Origin of the sequence: Scopulibacillus darangshiensis, from assembly GCF_004341035.1 — a bacterium.
Classification (GTDB): domain Bacteria; phylum Bacillota; class Bacilli; order Bacillales; family Sporolactobacillaceae; genus Scopulibacillus; species Scopulibacillus darangshiensis.
Genome location: NZ_SLXK01000029.1, coordinates 21,642 through 37,772, shown reverse-complemented (window position 1 = coordinate 37,772; position 16,131 = coordinate 21,642). Strand labels below are relative to the sequence as shown.

General features: G+C 40.7%; 14 protein-coding genes and 1 pseudogene. 9 read left to right on the top strand and 6 right to left on the bottom strand.

Features of this window, described 5'->3' with window-relative positions; all coding sequences use genetic code 11:
* Nucleotides 1–13: 13 nt before the first annotated feature.
* The 7 genes from EV207_RS16610 (at nt 14) to EV207_RS16580 (ending at nt 7,701) form a co-directional block, all read left to right on the top strand.
* On the top strand, nt 14–1,180 hold the full coding sequence (locus EV207_RS16610) for an iron-containing alcohol dehydrogenase (RefSeq protein WP_132747269.1): 1,167 nt from the start codon (nt 14–16) through the stop codon (nt 1,178–1,180).
* A gap of 20 nt (nt 1,181–1,200) precedes the next feature.
* On the top strand, nt 1,201–2,535 hold the full coding sequence (locus tag EV207_RS16605) for a four-carbon acid sugar kinase family protein (RefSeq protein ID WP_132747268.1): 1,335 nt from the start codon (nt 1,201–1,203) through the stop codon (nt 2,533–2,535).
* Entirely contained in the window at nt 2,483–3,487 is a 1,005-nt protein-coding gene (gene pdxA / locus EV207_RS16600; RefSeq protein WP_132747287.1) for a 4-hydroxythreonine-4-phosphate dehydrogenase PdxA, read from the top strand. Before EV207_RS16605 ends, pdxA begins: the two co-directional genes overlap by 53 nt.
* Before the next feature lie 64 nt (nt 3,488–3,551).
* Nucleotides 3,552–4,901: an Nramp family divalent metal transporter gene (locus EV207_RS16595; protein ID WP_132747267.1), complete on the top strand. Its 1,350-nt coding sequence runs from the start codon at nt 3,552–3,554 to the stop codon at nt 4,899–4,901.
* A gap of 17 nt (nt 4,902–4,918) precedes the next feature.
* On the top strand, nt 4,919–6,121 hold the full coding sequence (locus EV207_RS16590; protein WP_132747266.1) for a sialidase family protein: 1,203 nt from the start codon (nt 4,919–4,921) through the stop codon (nt 6,119–6,121).
* A 183-nt stretch (nt 6,122–6,304) separates the two neighbouring features.
* Entirely contained in the window at nt 6,305–6,583 is a 279-nt protein-coding gene (locus EV207_RS16585) for a hypothetical protein (protein ID WP_132747265.1), read from the top strand.
* Between the two features lie 197 nt (nt 6,584–6,780).
* Nucleotides 6,781–7,701, top strand: a complete 921-nt coding sequence (locus EV207_RS16580) for an RpnC/YadD family protein (protein ID WP_207902966.1) — start codon at nt 6,781–6,783, stop codon at nt 7,699–7,701.
* A 104-nt stretch (nt 7,702–7,805) separates the two neighbouring features.
* On the opposite strand, the pseudogene EV207_RS16575 reads toward EV207_RS16580, so the two are convergent.
* The 6 genes and pseudogenes from EV207_RS16575 to EV207_RS16550 all read right to left on the bottom strand — a co-directional run bounded on the left by EV207_RS16575 (nt 7,806) and on the right by EV207_RS16550 (nt 13,155).
* Nucleotides 7,806–8,139, bottom strand: a pseudogene (locus EV207_RS16575) (SDR family oxidoreductase).
* 235 nt (nt 8,140–8,374) lie between these two features.
* The gene (locus EV207_RS16570; RefSeq protein WP_132747264.1) at nt 8,375–9,856 is read right to left on the bottom strand and encodes a sodium:solute symporter family protein; all 1,482 of its coding nucleotides are present in this window, start codon (nt 9,854–9,856) and stop codon (nt 8,375–8,377) included.
* Complete coding sequence (locus EV207_RS16565) at nt 9,853–10,053, bottom strand: DUF3311 domain-containing protein (protein ID WP_132747263.1); 201 nt, start codon at nt 10,051–10,053, stop codon at nt 9,853–9,855. Before EV207_RS16565 ends, EV207_RS16570 begins: the two co-directional genes overlap by 4 nt.
* Before the next feature lie 121 nt (nt 10,054–10,174).
* On the bottom strand, nt 10,175–11,398 hold the full coding sequence (locus tag EV207_RS16560; protein WP_132747262.1) for an amidohydrolase family protein: 1,224 nt from the start codon (nt 11,396–11,398) through the stop codon (nt 10,175–10,177).
* 26 nt (nt 11,399–11,424) lie between these two features.
* A complete protein-coding gene (locus EV207_RS16555) occupies nt 11,425–11,892 on the bottom strand; it encodes a nucleoside deaminase (RefSeq protein WP_132747261.1) in 468 nt (155 codons plus the stop codon).
* A gap of 42 nt (nt 11,893–11,934) precedes the next feature.
* Nucleotides 11,935–13,155, bottom strand: a complete 1,221-nt coding sequence (locus tag EV207_RS16550) for an amidohydrolase (protein ID WP_132747286.1) — start codon at nt 13,153–13,155, stop codon at nt 11,935–11,937.
* 255 nt (nt 13,156–13,410) lie between these two features.
* On the opposite strand from EV207_RS16550, the gene EV207_RS16545 reads away from it, so the two are divergent.
* Complete coding sequence (locus EV207_RS16545; protein ID WP_132747260.1) at nt 13,411–14,832, top strand: sigma-54 interaction domain-containing protein; 1,422 nt, start codon at nt 13,411–13,413, stop codon at nt 14,830–14,832.
* A 440-nt stretch (nt 14,833–15,272) separates the two neighbouring features.
* Nucleotides 15,273–15,878 carry a phospholipase D-like domain-containing protein gene (locus tag EV207_RS16540; protein ID WP_132747259.1) on the top strand — a complete coding sequence of 202 codons (606 nt, stop codon included), beginning with the start codon at nt 15,273–15,275 and terminating at the stop codon, nt 15,876–15,878.
* The last annotated feature ends 253 nt before the right edge of the window (nt 15,879–16,131 follow it).

Here is a 16,131-nt window from a genome sequence, read left to right as displayed (position 1 = left end):
AGTGGAGATGGTTATGAAGCAACTTTATCATTTTCAAACGGCAAATCATATCATTTCTGGGCAAAACTCGATTCAATCATTAGCTGAAAACCTTCATCTTATAGGGAAAGACATTCAAAAAGCGCTAATTATTACGTCACCCTCGCTTATCAGGCTTGGCTTTGTTGATGAGGTTAAGAGCCAGTTATCAAATAAGGGAATTGATTCTCGAACTATAACAGGGATCTTACCAGAGCCAACCGTTGCCAATATAGAAGAGGTTTATAAGGATCCTGCCAATGAAAATTATGATGTATTTATTGGACTTGGTGGAGGCAGTGTTCTTGATGCTACCAAAATCCTTTCGATCCTAAAAACAAATGATAAATCGGTGCACGAACTCCTTGAACCTGATGTGATTGAAAGACCGGGCATTCCGACGATTCTTATTCCTTCTACCTCAGGTACAGGTTCCGAAGTAACACCGAATGCCATTGTTACTATACCCGATGAGGAGCTTAAAATAGGTATCGTCAGCAAATATTTTCTGCCCGATCTCGTTTTTATTGATCCTGTTCTAACCTTGGAATTACCGGCCGCAATCACAGCGGCTACAGGAATGGATGCTTTCACTCACTCGCTAGAATCATTTATTTCAAATAAAGCAAATCCTATTAGCGATACTTATGCTCTCGATTCCATTCGTTTGATTTCATCTAGTATTGTAGAAGCCTACCACAACGGTGCATCTATCGCAGCAAGAGGAAAAATGATAATCGGTTCTATGTATGGGGGCATGGCTCTTACAAGTGCTGGAACGGCTGCTGTCCATGCGCTAGCATATCCGCTGGGAGGCAAATTTAATATCACCCATGGTGTAGCCAATTCGATGTTATTGCCTCATGTCATGGCATTTAATATGGATGCGATTACTGGGAGATTATCGAGGGTTGCGGAAGCGATGGGGATTTCTGAGGCCGGAGACAGCGAGAATGCAGCGGCCGAACGGGTTGTTTCCCAAATTAACAAATGGACGAAGGAATTGGATATACCACAGAATTTGAAAAAATACGGTGTTGAAGAAATAGACTTACAGGATTTGGCTGAGGCTGCCGCTAAAGTTACTCGACTATTAAACAATAATCCCAAAACTCTAAGTGTGGAAGATATAAAGAACATATACCGGAAACTACTGCCTTAAGAAAAGCGATGTGATAGGACATGAAGATATCAATTATAGCTGACGATTTGACAGGGGCAAGTGACAGCGGCGTTCAGTTAAGCGGGTATGGGCTAAAAACATCTGTGGTTTTTAATCAAGATGCCAAAGCTTTGCACGATAAGGATGTTGTTATATTTGATACCGACAGCCGTTCCCTTACTGGACAACAAGCTTATGAAAAAGTAAAAAGAGTTTCAGAGTTTATTAAGAAAGAGACATGTGATGTTATTTATAAAAAAATAGACTCTACGATGAGAGGGAACATCGGGCAAGAGATTAATGCGATTTATGATGTCTTTCAACCTGATTTTGTCATTATTGCCCCGGGATACCCGGAAAATGGCCGGCAAGTCATACATGGTTTTCATTATTTAAATCAACGGAAATTACATGAAACAGAGGTCGCAAACGATCCCAAAACACCAGTCAAAACATCCTATCTGCCACAGCTTATTCAAGAGCAGTCCAGGAGAGAGGTTGCCCATATTTCTGTGGAAGACCTATTAAGAGGCTGCGAGCATATCGCTAAACAGTTAAAGGAAATGAAGAAAAAAGGCATTCGTTATATTGTATTTGACTCAGTAAATGATGAGCACCTAAACCGGATTATGGCCTTTATCAGACAGACAAAATATGCTGTTGTTTGGGCTGGTTCGGCGGGATTTAGCAAGTACCTTCCAATTAACTACGGGTGGAAAAAGCAAAATGCTAATCAGGTGTTCCCCAAGAATAGCGATCAAATACTATTTGTTAGCGGAAGTATGAGCGGAATAGGGAGAAAACAGTTAAATCAAGTGTTGCTTCATCCAAAAGCAGTCGGTATAGAGATGACATCAAAACACGTTGTTCAAGAACAAAGGTTAAAAAATGAAGAACTTCAATTTCTGAAGGAAAGGGCTCAGTTGTTATTAAAGCAAGGGTACCATATTGCGCTGTATTCTTCTCAGGATGTTAAGGAAACGCAAGAAATAGGCGGGTATTATGGCCATACACCTAAAGAAGCCAGTGATTTAGTATCTCAAGCATTAGGTGAATTAGCCGCTGATATTATTAACGAAAATCATCTAAAGAAAGTTTTTCTTACTGGAGGAGATACCGCAGGTCAAGTCTTCAAGCAACTCCAAGCGACAGAATTTCATTTAATAGATGAAGTTGAGCCAGGGATTCCTTTAGGACGATTATACAGCGGCAGAGAATTGGATGTTGTGACAAAGGCGGGTAATTTTGGCAGCGAATTTGCTATTTTAAAGGCGATGATGAAGCTTCAAGGAGATGACGATGATGAAACCTATGATAGGCATAACAATGGGAGACGCTGCAGGAGTCGGACCTGAAATCATTATAAAGGCTTTGCAGCATGCTTCCTTATATAATAATTGCCGCCCCCTAATCATTGGTGATGTGAAAATATTGGAAAGAGCGGCCAAATTAACAGGAGTAAATGTAACGATTCGCAAGGTGAGTGAACCAAACGATGGCCACTTTTCCTCTGAAACGATTAATTGTATCGATTTGGATTTATTGCCGGGAGATTTGCCTTTTGGGCATCTATCCCCCCTTGCCGGGAACGCAGCCTTTCAGTACATTGCAAAGGCTGTTGATCTAGCCAAGAAAGGCGACATCCAAGCGATTTGTACAGCGCCCTTAAATAAAGAGGCTTTGCATAAAGGCGGTCATATTTATCCCGGTCATACTGAAATTTTGGCAGATTTGACTGGTACAAAGGATTATTCAATGATGTTATCCTCCCCAAATTTAAGGGTCATTCATTTAACAACACATGTTGGATTACTTAAGGCCATTGAGATGATCACACCTGAGCGAACTTTTAAGGTTGTGAAACTAGCTCATGATACCTTGCAAAGGTCCGGTTTATCTGACCCAAGAATCGCAGTTTGCGGGATCAATCCTCATGCAGGAGAAAATGGATTGTTCGGAAATGGGGAAGAAGAAGAAAAGCTTATTCCGGGAATAAAGAGGGCTGCATCTGAAGGGATAAATGTCAGCGGCCCCTATCCAGCAGATACGCTTTTTTACAGGGCAGTCCGCGGGGATTTTGATATTGTTGTCGCTTGTTACCACGATCAGGGGCATGGACCTATTAAGGTACTAGGGTTGGAAGCAGGAATAAATGTCACAGTTGGGTTAAAAGGAGGGATTATCAGAACATCTGTCGATCATGGCACTGCTTTTGATATTGCCGAAAAAAATATCGCCGATGAAAGGAGCATGGTTGCGGCCATTCAATCGGCTATTGAGTTATCTCCCAAAAAGGTTACAAAGTAAACTTAGAAAAGGGATTTTGAACTAGGTCTGTTCTAAAAAGGGCAATGAGGGGAGTGGGAAGAAAATGAGCGGAAAAACAAACATGAACCAAGAAACTACGGTTATAAGGAAAGAGACATCTATTGTTCAACAAGAAGGTGCGCCTATCCCAAATACCTTTTGGGGTTATGTCAAGGGATTTGGACCGGGAATTGTTGTCGTTTTAACTTGGTTGGGTGCGGGTGATCTGGTCGATGCGTCAGTTGCCGGAGCGAACTATGGGTATACCTTGATGTGGGCGCTTGCCATTGCATTGCTTGTCCGCTTCGCATTGGTCAATACTATTGCGAAGTTCCAGCTTTTTAATCCGCATAAATATAGTATCATTCAAGCTTATGGAAAGCTCCATCCCTATTATCCGGCCGTTTTAGGAAGCGGTTCCATTTTATATGGTTATGTCAGTGCTGCTTATTGTTTATCGGGGGCTTCTTATGCATTATATCATCTGACCAATCTTGGCAATCCAATTATGTGGTCAGTTGTGAATATTCTATTGGCATTATTGATTACAGGCCGTTCTGTTTATAAGCAAGTTGAATTTGTTCAAAAAATCATATTGGCAGTCATGACAGTGTGTTTGGTAGGTGTCGCTGTCATGGCAGGTTTTCAGCCTGGCGAAGCGCTGAAAGGCGTCTTCCTTTTCGAATTGCCAAATCAAAAGGGAGCATATGATTCTATTATCATTGCTATATCATTGATAGGTGCAGTCGGCGGCTCTATTGCCAATCTCCTTTATCCAGAGTGGATGAAGCAAAAAGGGTATATAACTCCAAAACACCGGAAAGTACAACGATATGACTTGCTTTTTGCCACAATCATGATGATTATCTTGAATTTGTCTGTATGGGTGGTAGGTGCTGAAATTTTACATCCTCGTGGCATTACAGTGAACAGCGTGGATGACCTCGGGAATGTCCTCGGACAGGTATTGGGCCGTCCGGGAGAAATTATTATCTATTTAGCTGTATGGGCTGCCACTTTTAGCACTTTCCTTGGGGGAACAGATGGCTATATCCGATTGGCCTTTGACGGTTTCTATTCTTCTTCACATAAGAGAAAAGAAAAATATGAAGGGAATTACAGGAAAGATCCAGCATATAAGTACATTTATTTTCTTATGTTGATATTGCCAATCATTTGGGTATTCCCTAACATGCCAGGATTTGTTCAATTAACGGTAGTGTCAAACGCAGCTTTAGTATTTTTCCTGCCAATCATTTCTATCGGATTATTAATAATTATTAATAAGAAAAGCATTTATGGAGATCGTGCCCACAATATCGTTGACACAGCTATTGTTGGAATCCTCTCAGTATTTGCCCTTTGGAGCGTCTATAAGATTGTTGCAACCTTGATTCATTCTTTAATTTCCTAAAGTTTGGAGTGATTTATATGGAAAATGTATCGGTTTCTAATAGAGAATTTGATGGGAAATTGAAACAGGTAACCAGTGATTTGGATCGGACAGAGACTTATTTTTCTTCAGGTCGTGTACAGAATCATGCATCTAATTTATTGCCGCTTGATAATGGTGATCTATTATGTGTTTGGTTTGCGGGAACACAAGAAGGTATGTCAGATATCCATATTTATATGTCGAGATTGAAGAAGGGATCTGGTAAGTGGTCCCGGGCCGTTAAAGTCTCTAATGACCCTTCCTGTTCCGAACAAAATCCAGTGTTGTTCAATAGCCCTAATGGCAAGCTTTGGCTATTATACACTGCCCAAAAATCCGGTAATCAAGGTACAGCCGTTGTTAGATACCGTACTTCGGAGGATAATGGCTATACTTGGGGCCCTATTAGAACATTGTTTGATACCCCTGGAACTTTCATTAGACAACCAATTATTGTACTCGATAACGGCGAATGGCTTTTGCCGATCTGGTATTGTAAGACATCACTCGGACAGAAATGGACGGGTGATAAGGATATAAGTGCTGTTAAGATTTCAAAAGACCAAGGAAAAAATTGGAAAGAATATAAAGTGCCTAATAGTTTGGGCTGTGTCCATATGAATATTGAAAAGTTAAACGATGGTACTCTTTTCGCATTATTCCGCAGCCGTTGGGCTGACAATATTTATGCCAGCTATTCTAGCGATTATGGAAGGAGCTGGAGTAAACCATCTGCAACAGAATTACCCAATAATAATTCTTCCATTCAAGTTACGAAGTTAAAGAATGGACACTTGGCTTTAGTGTTTAATAATATAAATGCTGATCATTGTACGGAACGAAGAACATCCTTATATGATGAGATTGAGGATGATGAAGAAAATCAAATTGACCCATTACCTGACGCGAGCAATGATGACCGGAAAAAAGATGCAGGCAAGCCAGCTTTCTGGGGTGCGCCGAGAGCGCCAATGACGATTGCTGTATCTGAAGATAACGGCAAAACATGGCCATTTATTAAGAATCTTGAAGTAGGCGATGGCTATGCAATGACGAATAACTCTAAGGATAAGCTGAATAGGGAATACTCATATCCAACAATTAAACAAACCGCAGATGGAAAAATTCATATTGCATTTACCTATTTTAGACAAGCTATTAAGTATGTATGTATAAACGAGGAATGGGTGAAACACTAGGCTGCGGAAGCTGTATCATTGGGAAAAGAGGATTGACACAAGATATGTCATAATTCCTTTTAAATCTTTGAAAGGCATTCGCCATACATACGTGGCGAATGCCTTTGTGCAACCAAAGATACTTGGTTAGCCGAATAAAATGCGATATAGACGGCGCTTGCGGGCGATATTCATCATGCTTCTATGCGTTCCGTTTCGCTCCATACGATGCGGAACTTTATCGGTGCGGCCGCTGCACCAATTCTAGGTTGGTTCGTTTACCGCATCAATGCTATTTATTATGAAAATTTTAGAGGACATTTTAGTCTGGCAGATCCTGAAACGAACGCTGAGATGACGAGTGTGATTCGTCACTTAATAAATAGTGGTCATTCGCCTTCTGAAGCAAAGGTAACGGGAAAAGGCAGATCTCTTGTAAAAAAAGAGAAACAGCTTCAACCGTCAGCTCCGGCGGAAAAGTGAAAATTTGGAAGAAGGGCCTTCCATCACCAAATTTCGTCGTGCATTTATTAGTTGACAGTTAAGGAAAGAGGGGGTAGTATACTCTGTATAAGAACGCGCATTCGTATAACGGAAGAGGTAATAATTAATTTACTGTTGTACCATTTGGACCATTACAAACAGATAATGATGCTATAATATGATCAAAGAGGTGTAGAATGGAACATAAAAATGTATCAAAGCAAAATTATGATATCATTTTTAAAGCCATGACGGAACAATTCGGTAAGAAAGCATTAGACTTTTACGGCATTTATACGGCGCCGATTATAAAAGTTGAATCTACAGATCTGCCTTTGATTGAGGTCAGAGATAGACGGATGGATTTTGTATTTGCCTTAAAGGATGAAAGCCTTCTACACCTTGAATTTCAAACCCAATTTCACATTAATGAACTTGAACGATTTAAGCTTTATGATACGGCACTATATGAAAAGAAACGCAAACTGATTAAAACATTTGTGATTTACGGATCTGATGTGAATCAGGCGGAAGAAAGCCTCGACCATGGATCGATCCGGTATCATGCAAAGGCTATTTATATGAAGGACTTTGACGGTGATGCCATCTTTTATAATTTGACGAATAAAATATTGAACAGGGAAATACTAACGGATGAAGACCAGTTGAAGCTCATTTTCCTCCCACTCATGAAAACACAGAAAAAACGTTCGGATTTAGCTGCTGAAGTTGTGGAACTTGCCAAAAGGTTAAAAGATGAGGAGCAACGTTTTCGTTTGATGGCTACTTCTATTGCTATTGGTGATAAATATTTGGATGATGCTTATATCAATAAAATGATGGAGGTGTTAAGGATGACTAGGGTCTTCAGAAGGATTTACGAAGAAGGGGAACAAGAGGGGATGCAGGAAGGGCTAGTTAGGGGAAAGAAAGAGGCTATTCAAACTTACATGGAATCACGTTTCGGGATGGTATCAATCGAGATCAATGAAAAAATCAACAGAGTTTCGGAAATCGATGTGCTTAACGCACTGATCGCTAACTTGTATAAAAGTGATACCATTGAACAAGCCGAACAACTGATTGACATCGCTTTAAAGAAGCAAAATGTCAGTTAACCCCAGAATAAGCCCCCGATGTCTAAATGCTGAATTTATAAAACCTCCCCAGTGCAATTTATGGCAAAAGCGCAAGAGAGGTCCTTTTCCTTTTCATACCATCATTATTGAGCTGTATAGCCCCCATCTACTAATAAGCTTGCACCGGTGACAAAGGAGGCATCATCACTGGCTAAAAATAGAACAGCTTTAGCGACTTCTTCCGGTTTGCCAAGTCTTCCTAGCGGGTGAAGATCAACTAGATGTTGCTTTAGCTTCCGCCGAGGCCCCTCCGATGAGTGGTGTGTCAATATAGCCGGGGCAAATAGCATTTACCCGAATTCCTTCCTTTGCATAGGTTACACCTAGCGTTTGTGTCAAAAGCTTAACCCCGCCTGTCCTTGAATCAAGTGCATTTAGTAGTTCATTTATTGTGGATTTTGTGGTATCCTTATCCATGGTTTCTCCTTATGATTAGGGATTTGGAAAGGACTACCCTACCTTAATCATAAGGGATTTTTTATACCTATTTAGTTCAAAAAATGACAATTAAGGGACAATAACCCATAAATAATTCAAAAAGTTACTTGACAAAATGAAATTAAGTTAATGCAAGGCTAATGATTATACTTAGAAATATTCTTCATTACTCCGGTGGCAACGCGGCTGTTGTGCTATCAAAAATATATAACTATTAAGACACGCCGTAGGTCTTTTTCGTTTTAGTTTTGGCCATTGCGGCTTTTTGAATAAAACTAACTGAAAGGCTGACAATCACATTTATGATCAATGCTATTAATCCAATATTAATGTCTTTTACTACTTGCGGGAGGGACGGAAAAAGTGATCCGATAGTTGTGCCGGTTAGGGTGAGATAAGAAACGATGATGACACCGGTCACAATTCCGGAAAACGAGCCTTGTGCGGTAAGGATGGGTCTCTTAGGTAATGCCAATAGCACTGAAGGTGTTAATTGAGTGATTAAACTAGAGCCTACGATTATAAGAGAGGCTATAGTACTTGTTCCGTAAAGAGTGAACCACACGGCAGCTAACCCGACAAAAGGGACGAGACTTCTGGCAACTTTGCTAACCTTTTGATCATCTGCGGAATGAGCAAACACTTTATATATATTCTTCGCAATTAATGTGGAAGTGGCCATTAGCATCATTGACCCCGGCACTAGGGCTGTTAACAATCCGGCTGCTCCAATTAAGCCGATAACCCAAGGGTCAAACGTCTGCAGGGATAATCGGAACAAGGCCAAATCGACATTTTCTCCTTTTAATCCGGGAACTTGCAAAATGGCTGCAAACCCAACAAAAAAGACAAATACTATGACCAATGCATATAGAGGCATGATACTGACATTTTTACGCAGTGCATGAGCGCTTTTTGACGAATAAAGAGAACTGAATGTGTGTGGATACATATAAAATCCTAAAGAAAGCAGGACCACTGTTGAAATAAACCAGGAAGGACTGTTTCCCTCGGAGTCCAACATAAGGAATCCCGGTTTGGCGCTTTCAATCCCTTGAAACATATCTTGAAATCCACCATAATAATGAATCGGTAAATATATACCTAAAAATAACACGATGCCTAAGATCATGATGTCTTTTATAACGGCGGTCCGTGCAGAACTGTGAATGCCTGATATCATAACATAAATAACAAGTGTGACCATTGATACCCAGACGGATACAGTTGGAGAGATGGCCCCGTAGGAAGCTTCCGATACAATAATGCCAAGACCTTTGAACTGCATAACCAAGTACGGAATCAAGGCAGCAACTGATACGACCGTTACTAATAGACCTAATCCTTTGCTATTGTATTTGCTTACAAAATAATCTGGTTGTGATACGAGTTGTTTTTCTTTTGCGTACTTCCAAATTCGAGGCAACACCCAGTAGCCGATAATATTCGCCAGTGACCCGTATACAAGGATAAACAAGGCGGGACCACCAGTGCCATATGCCGCACCGCTTCCCCCTAAGAAGGTAAATGTCGTATATGTCTCACCAGCCAATAATACAAATACAAAAATGGTGCCAAATCCGCGTCCGCCCACCGCCCATTGTTCCAGATCCATATCCTTGCCTTTTCTTGCGCTAATGCCTAGCCATAAAGTGAGCAAAAGAAACAGGCCAATAATAAGTAAGGAAACTATCATTTGGAATCTTCCCCCTTTGTTTCAACGGTAAATTTATTAATGGTAAGGAGAGTAAGAGAAGTTAAAATCATGGATAAACAAACGAAAAACATGAAAAAGGGCATGCCTAAGATGTATGGCGTCACTTTATTCGCAAAAATAGGAGTGCCTATTATAAATGAAATAGGGATTAAAACCAGAAAATAAATTTTTTTCATAGATCCAAAATCCTTTCTGATGAGTGGTTTTGTTCAAAATATTCATATAATTATTTATGCAGTAAGCTCATACGCACGCTCCCGGGAATATACATGCCCCGGGGGCGGCGGGTTTAATTTGTTAAGATGTTAAAGTGCCTGCCACGGTGTTTCCTCTATAGATCACAGCATGACGATTTGATACTCTAGCAACGGCTTCCGCTGAGCAAGATGCTTCGACTAAAGTAAGGTTTGCCGGATCGCCAATTTTTGGCCACGCCTGATTTCCGTTCTCATCAAGAGGTGTGGATCCGTTTGTAACAAAACCTAAAGCTTTTGCTAAAGCTTGCTCGTGAATCCAGTGGAACCTTTGGGCGAGTGTATTGGCTTTAACCAACATATCTCCCGTGCCAAAAGGATTCCAATGATCGATAATCGTATCATTGCCTAACATGACACGGACACTCTTTTCATGGAGAAGCGGGATCGGAATGACAGCTTGTCTTACGGGAACAGTTGAGGTAATGCTAATCCCAAGATTTGCAAACCGCTCTGCTATTTCTGCGGCATCTTTTTCAGAAACATCACCGAGCCCAAGTGCATGGCTGACAGTGACCCGGTTATGCCACCCGGCTTCTTCCGTTAAATCCGCTAACCTTTTCATCGTATAGGTTCCTAATTGTCCGCTATCATGTAAGTGAAAGTCTATACCCGCGTCAAATTCTACGGCTATATCCATTAAAGTGGTTAATGACTTTTCTATATTATTATCGACGGTAGCTGGATCTACGGAACCGACTAAGTTTGCTCCCGACCGCATGGCTTCCTTTACTAATTGCACAGAATGACTTCTCAGTAATCCGTGTTGGGGAAAAGCGACAATTTCTGCTTCCATTTTGTCTTTATATGATTCTAAAGCGAGCATTGTGGCTTCTAGATTTTTTAATCCTACAACTTGATCGATATTACAGTGAGTCCTGACAAAAGTTGTTCCATTTTGAAGTTCTAGTTCGAGAATTTTTTCCGCTCGTTCTTTCGCTGTTGGCAATAACTTTGGCAGTAACTTCTGTTCCTCGTTAATCCTCGTAAAAATGTTTTTAAATGGTGTTGGAGCTTTCCAAGTCCCGCCATAATAAGTTTTATCGATATGAATGTGCATTTCAGCAAAATTAGGCAAAGCCAATAAAGAACCGGCGTCTTGCGTTGAGGCCTCACTTGGAAGGGCGGTATCTGATGAAACGATGTCTTTTATTTCCCCATCCTCAATTTTAAGATGAAACAATCCGGTTTTAGTGCCAGTCGCAATACCGTCCTCATAAGTAAAGCCGGTCTCGAGCCGTACATTGGTTAACCAATAATTTTCCATTGAAGATCCTCCTTTTTGTGCAGATGTCATGCCCTGTTTAATTGCTCCCAACGCTTGTACACGTTTATACTTTCCCCATTCGGTTTGTGAATCATTGGCAGCCGGCGTTCTTCGGCAGGTTTGCCATATTCACTGTAGAAAGTTTCAAGTTCAAAATATTTACGGTTATCCTTATAATAGGAGGAATATTCCTCGCGTGTTGTAATGTATATGACCCGGTCCGGACTGCAGTAGTATAAAGCCCCCAAGCACATCGGACATGGGCTGGCAAGGATATAGATATCACAGCCGGTTAAATGTTCCGTTTTTAATGTCATGCAGGCTTTTCTTATCGCCATCACCTCAGCATGTGCTGTTGGATCTTGGGTTTGTTCGACTAAATTAGGGCTTTCGGCGATAATCTCACCATCACGCGCCACGATACACGCAAACGGTCGGCCGCCTTTTTCAACACTTTCTAGTGCCAAATTGATTGTCCGTTTTATAAAATCCATCACAATTCACCATTTTCTTTTAAAATTTAGCCAGGTTGTCGATCAAAGAGAACCAGAAACAAGCTTGCCTTTAAAAAATACGGCTTTTCGCTGTACCTTTCTGGCAATCGCTTCAGCTGAGCAACTCGCATCTGTCAGAACAATGCTGGCTTCATCGCCTTCCCGCGGCCAAACGCGTTCGCCTTCTTTGTTCAGCGGTATGATTCCGCCTGTAATAAATCCAAGTGTTTCGGCTAACTCAAGCTCTGTCTTCCTGTCGAAAAGTTCCGCTAAACGACTGGCCCGCTCGAGAATATCGCCATTTCCAAAAGGCGACCATGAATCAAAAATGTTATCACTGGCTGCTGCAACCGATACCCCTTTTTGATGGAGGAAGTTCACTGGGGGAATCAATCCGCCGATAGGCACGCTTGTAATGATCGAAATTCCCAGGTCTGAAAGCATCTGCGCCACTTCCTCAGCTTCGCTTCCGTTCATGTCGCCTAATGCAAACGCGTGGCTGATCGCGACACGGCCTTGCCAACCCGCTTCTTCCGTAAGCTCAGCCAGTCTTTTGATCGTTGCTAGACCTAATTGTCCAGAATCATGCAGATGTAAATCAATATCAACGTTACCTTCAACCGCAATATCCATCATCTGCTGTAATGACGCTTCCATATTCCCATCAACTGTAGCTGGGTCAACACCGCCTACAAGAGAAGCTCCCGATCGAATTGCTTCTCTTACTAATTTTGTACAATCAGTGCGAAGCAAACCATGTTGTGGAAACGCGACAATTTCATGAGACAGCTTTCCTTCGTAATTCGCCAGTGCCTTCTGAACGGCTTCAAGGTTTTCAAGACCGATCTCGGGATAAATATCAACATGTGTGCGAATATGGGTCGAACCTGCCTTAAGCAAAATGTCAATCAATGTTTTTGCTCTTTCTCTTGTTGTCGTCGGTAAAGATTTAAGTGAATCCTTTTCAATCTCAAACCGCTCAAAAATAGTCGGAGCTGAACGGACTGCCCGCCATGACTCACCAAGGAGTGTTTTGTCCAAATGGCAGTGCTTTTCAATGAATGATGGCAGCGCTAATAAGTTACCGGCATCTTTCCTTGGCAGATTGTTCTCCGGCATAGTATTTGCGGACATGATCTCAGCAATTTTCCCGTTATCAATAAGAAGGTGGCAGTTTTCCGTTTTTGTGCCGGATATCATGCCGTTATCAAATTGATAACCCTTTTCTAAACAAACATTTGTTAACCAATATGATGAGGTCATTTTCATTTGTTACCCCCTTGTATGTTCTTGTTAAAGGTAGATGCAATTTTCGTGCCAAACCATTGCGGATTTTTGCAGGAAAAATCGCATTAAAATCGTTTAAACATGTGGTATTTACCGTAAACTTTGATAAGATTGTATCATAATCGATACACTTGTTCTGTTTTCGATCCGAAATATATGGCTTCATTTCTTTATTATCTATTGACTGGATCGATATCAATACAATTTTCTTCTTTAAGGGAGGGGGAAAAGATGAAGACGGATCAATTTCAGCTTGACCCGAAGTATTTTTTTCAAATTCTCAATGCCATCGATGATGATATTTATATTTCCGACAAAAACGGAACGACATTATGGGTAAATGATTCGGGGCAAAAAAACTGCGGGATGTCTAGGGAAGAATTAATTGGAAAAAAGGCAACCGAGCTCGAACAACAAGGGGTTTTCAAACCATCCGCTATTAAAAGAGCACTCGAAGCTATGAAAACAATAACGACTGTTCAGAAGTTACCCAACGGAAAAAAGTTTATGGGCACAGGACACGTTATTTTGGACTATCAGGAAGAGTTAAAATATGTCATTGCTCACAGAAGGGATATTACAAATGTTGTCCAAAACACTTCCGATTTGGAACTTAAAGAGATAGAATCTCTTTTGCAACGATATATCCAAGAAATCAGGAAAACGAATATACGCGAGCGCCTTTCCAATAAGGATAAACATGCTTTTATCGGTCAAAGCCTGGCTTACGTCCGCCTTACGGAATTGATTGAAAAAATCGCCGGTGTTGACACGACCGTTCTGATTACCGGAGAGACCGGTGTAGGCAAAAACTTGGCGGCCGAACAGATTCATAACTTGAGCGAAAGATGTGACAACCCTCTTATTCATATTAATTGTGCGGCCATTCCTGAAAGTCTCATAGAATCTGAACTCTTCGGATACGAGAGAGGATCATTTACAGGGGCTAATAGTAAAGGGAAAGCCGGATTGGTAAAATTGGCGGAGCATGGCACGCTTTTTCTCGATGAAATCAGCGAACTGCCTCTTCACATTCAATCCAAGCTTCTTCAACTATTACAGAACAAGACATATATGCCAATCGGAGCTGCAAAAACGTATGAAGCAGATGTTCGTATAATCGCGGCTACAAACCAAAATTTAGAAAAGCTAATTAAAGACGGACAATTTCGTGCTGATTTATTTTATCGCCTTAATGTGCTGCCAGTCAAAATGCCGCCGCTGCGTGAACGTAAGGAAGATATTTTCCCGCTTCTATACTTCTATTTAAAAAAGTTTAATGTTCGGCATCATAAACAAAGACATTTCTCAAGTAAGGTTATCAAAATCCTGCAAAATTACGATTGGCCGGGAAATATTAGGGAGCTGGAGAATCTGGTCGAACAGCTTGTCGTTATAGCAGAGCAGGATGACATTTTTCATTCCGACTTGCCAGAACATTTCTGGGAAGAGTGTGATGAAAAAGAGGATTTGCTGTCTATTCCATCAGGAGATTCCTTAACAGTGTCATTGCAGAATATAGAAAAGAAGATAATTAGAAAAGCGTATAAAAAACATAAGACAATCCGAAAAACCGCAAATGCCCTTGGTATTACACATTCCTTACTAATGAGAAGACTCAAAAAATATGATATTGTGCAAGAAAGGGATTAGACCAGCCGCATTTTGGCAGGGACGGAGTGGAATTTTAAATTGAGAAGATTGCCTTGAGCATTTGTGCCAGAGTAGATTTATCACTCTGGTTTTCTTTAGTTAATCAGAAAGTATAACTTTCTGACGCACATAAGTGCACTGGCTAAAGACGTAACATCCTGTTACAACGCCAGTACTAGCACGTCCTGTGCGTCGCAACTACGCCTCTGTCTTCACCAAAGGCTCGCCAATCGGCGAGTTTTCTTTATGTTTTAAAAGCTAATACTTGCCAATCTATTATTTTCCGGGAAATAATGACGGCAATCGACACTCGTATGAAAAGGATACAGTATGAGCAGGAAAGAGCATAGGTTCCCATGCTTATTATATGTATAGGTCGTTATGAGATGGACCCCTAGCTGCATAGATATTTTAATATACAGCAAAGAGGGGTGATTATTTTGGACTTGTTTGTTTGGGTGGGTTCAGTATTGGCGGCGGGAGCAACGACATATATGGTATCCAACTTTCAACAGGGTAAGAAAAAAAGCCTAAAATCACCAAATGTCATTAGGGAAAAAGAGATTGACTATAGTTTCACGAGGTCAGATAAATATCAGTCACCCCAATTAAAAATAAGTGGGTTAATTGATCAAACAAAAGAAACTCTTGATATTGCAATCTTTCTTATTACCAAAACCAAAATAATACCTCGGATCATTCAGGCGAAAAAGCGAGGTGTTGATGTAAGGGTCATAACGGACAGAGGGCAATCGACTCAGTATTCCAAAAAGGCAATAGATAACTTAGTTGATGACGGCATACCTGTTAAAGTTAATAATCATCAGGGGAATATGCACTTAAAACTAATGATAGCGGATAACAAAGTTGTATGCTCCGGGTCGTATAATTTTACGAAAAGCGCTGAAGAAAAAAACGATGAAATGATTGTCATTATCAAAAGCAAAGAGATCGCAAACGAGTGGACGAGGAGATATGATCAGATGTGGAACGATGAAATAAACTTTTCTTATTATAAAAATAATGAGTTGCAAAAACATGCCTAAGGCGGATATATAAGGGTCAGACCATAGGATGCATGTTAAATAAAGCCAAAACCGACATTGTATTTTCGGAATAGATTGAATAATTAATCAAAGTATGGTTTAATAATTTTATGCATGTTATCAAATTAGAAAAGACAGCTTATTGAGAGTCAACCTGTCGCGGCTGTCGAGACAATTGACTAAAGCAGGCTTATAAATTAATGCAAACAAAAGACAGAATTTGTTTGGGTATCAATAGTTGTCGGATGAAAGT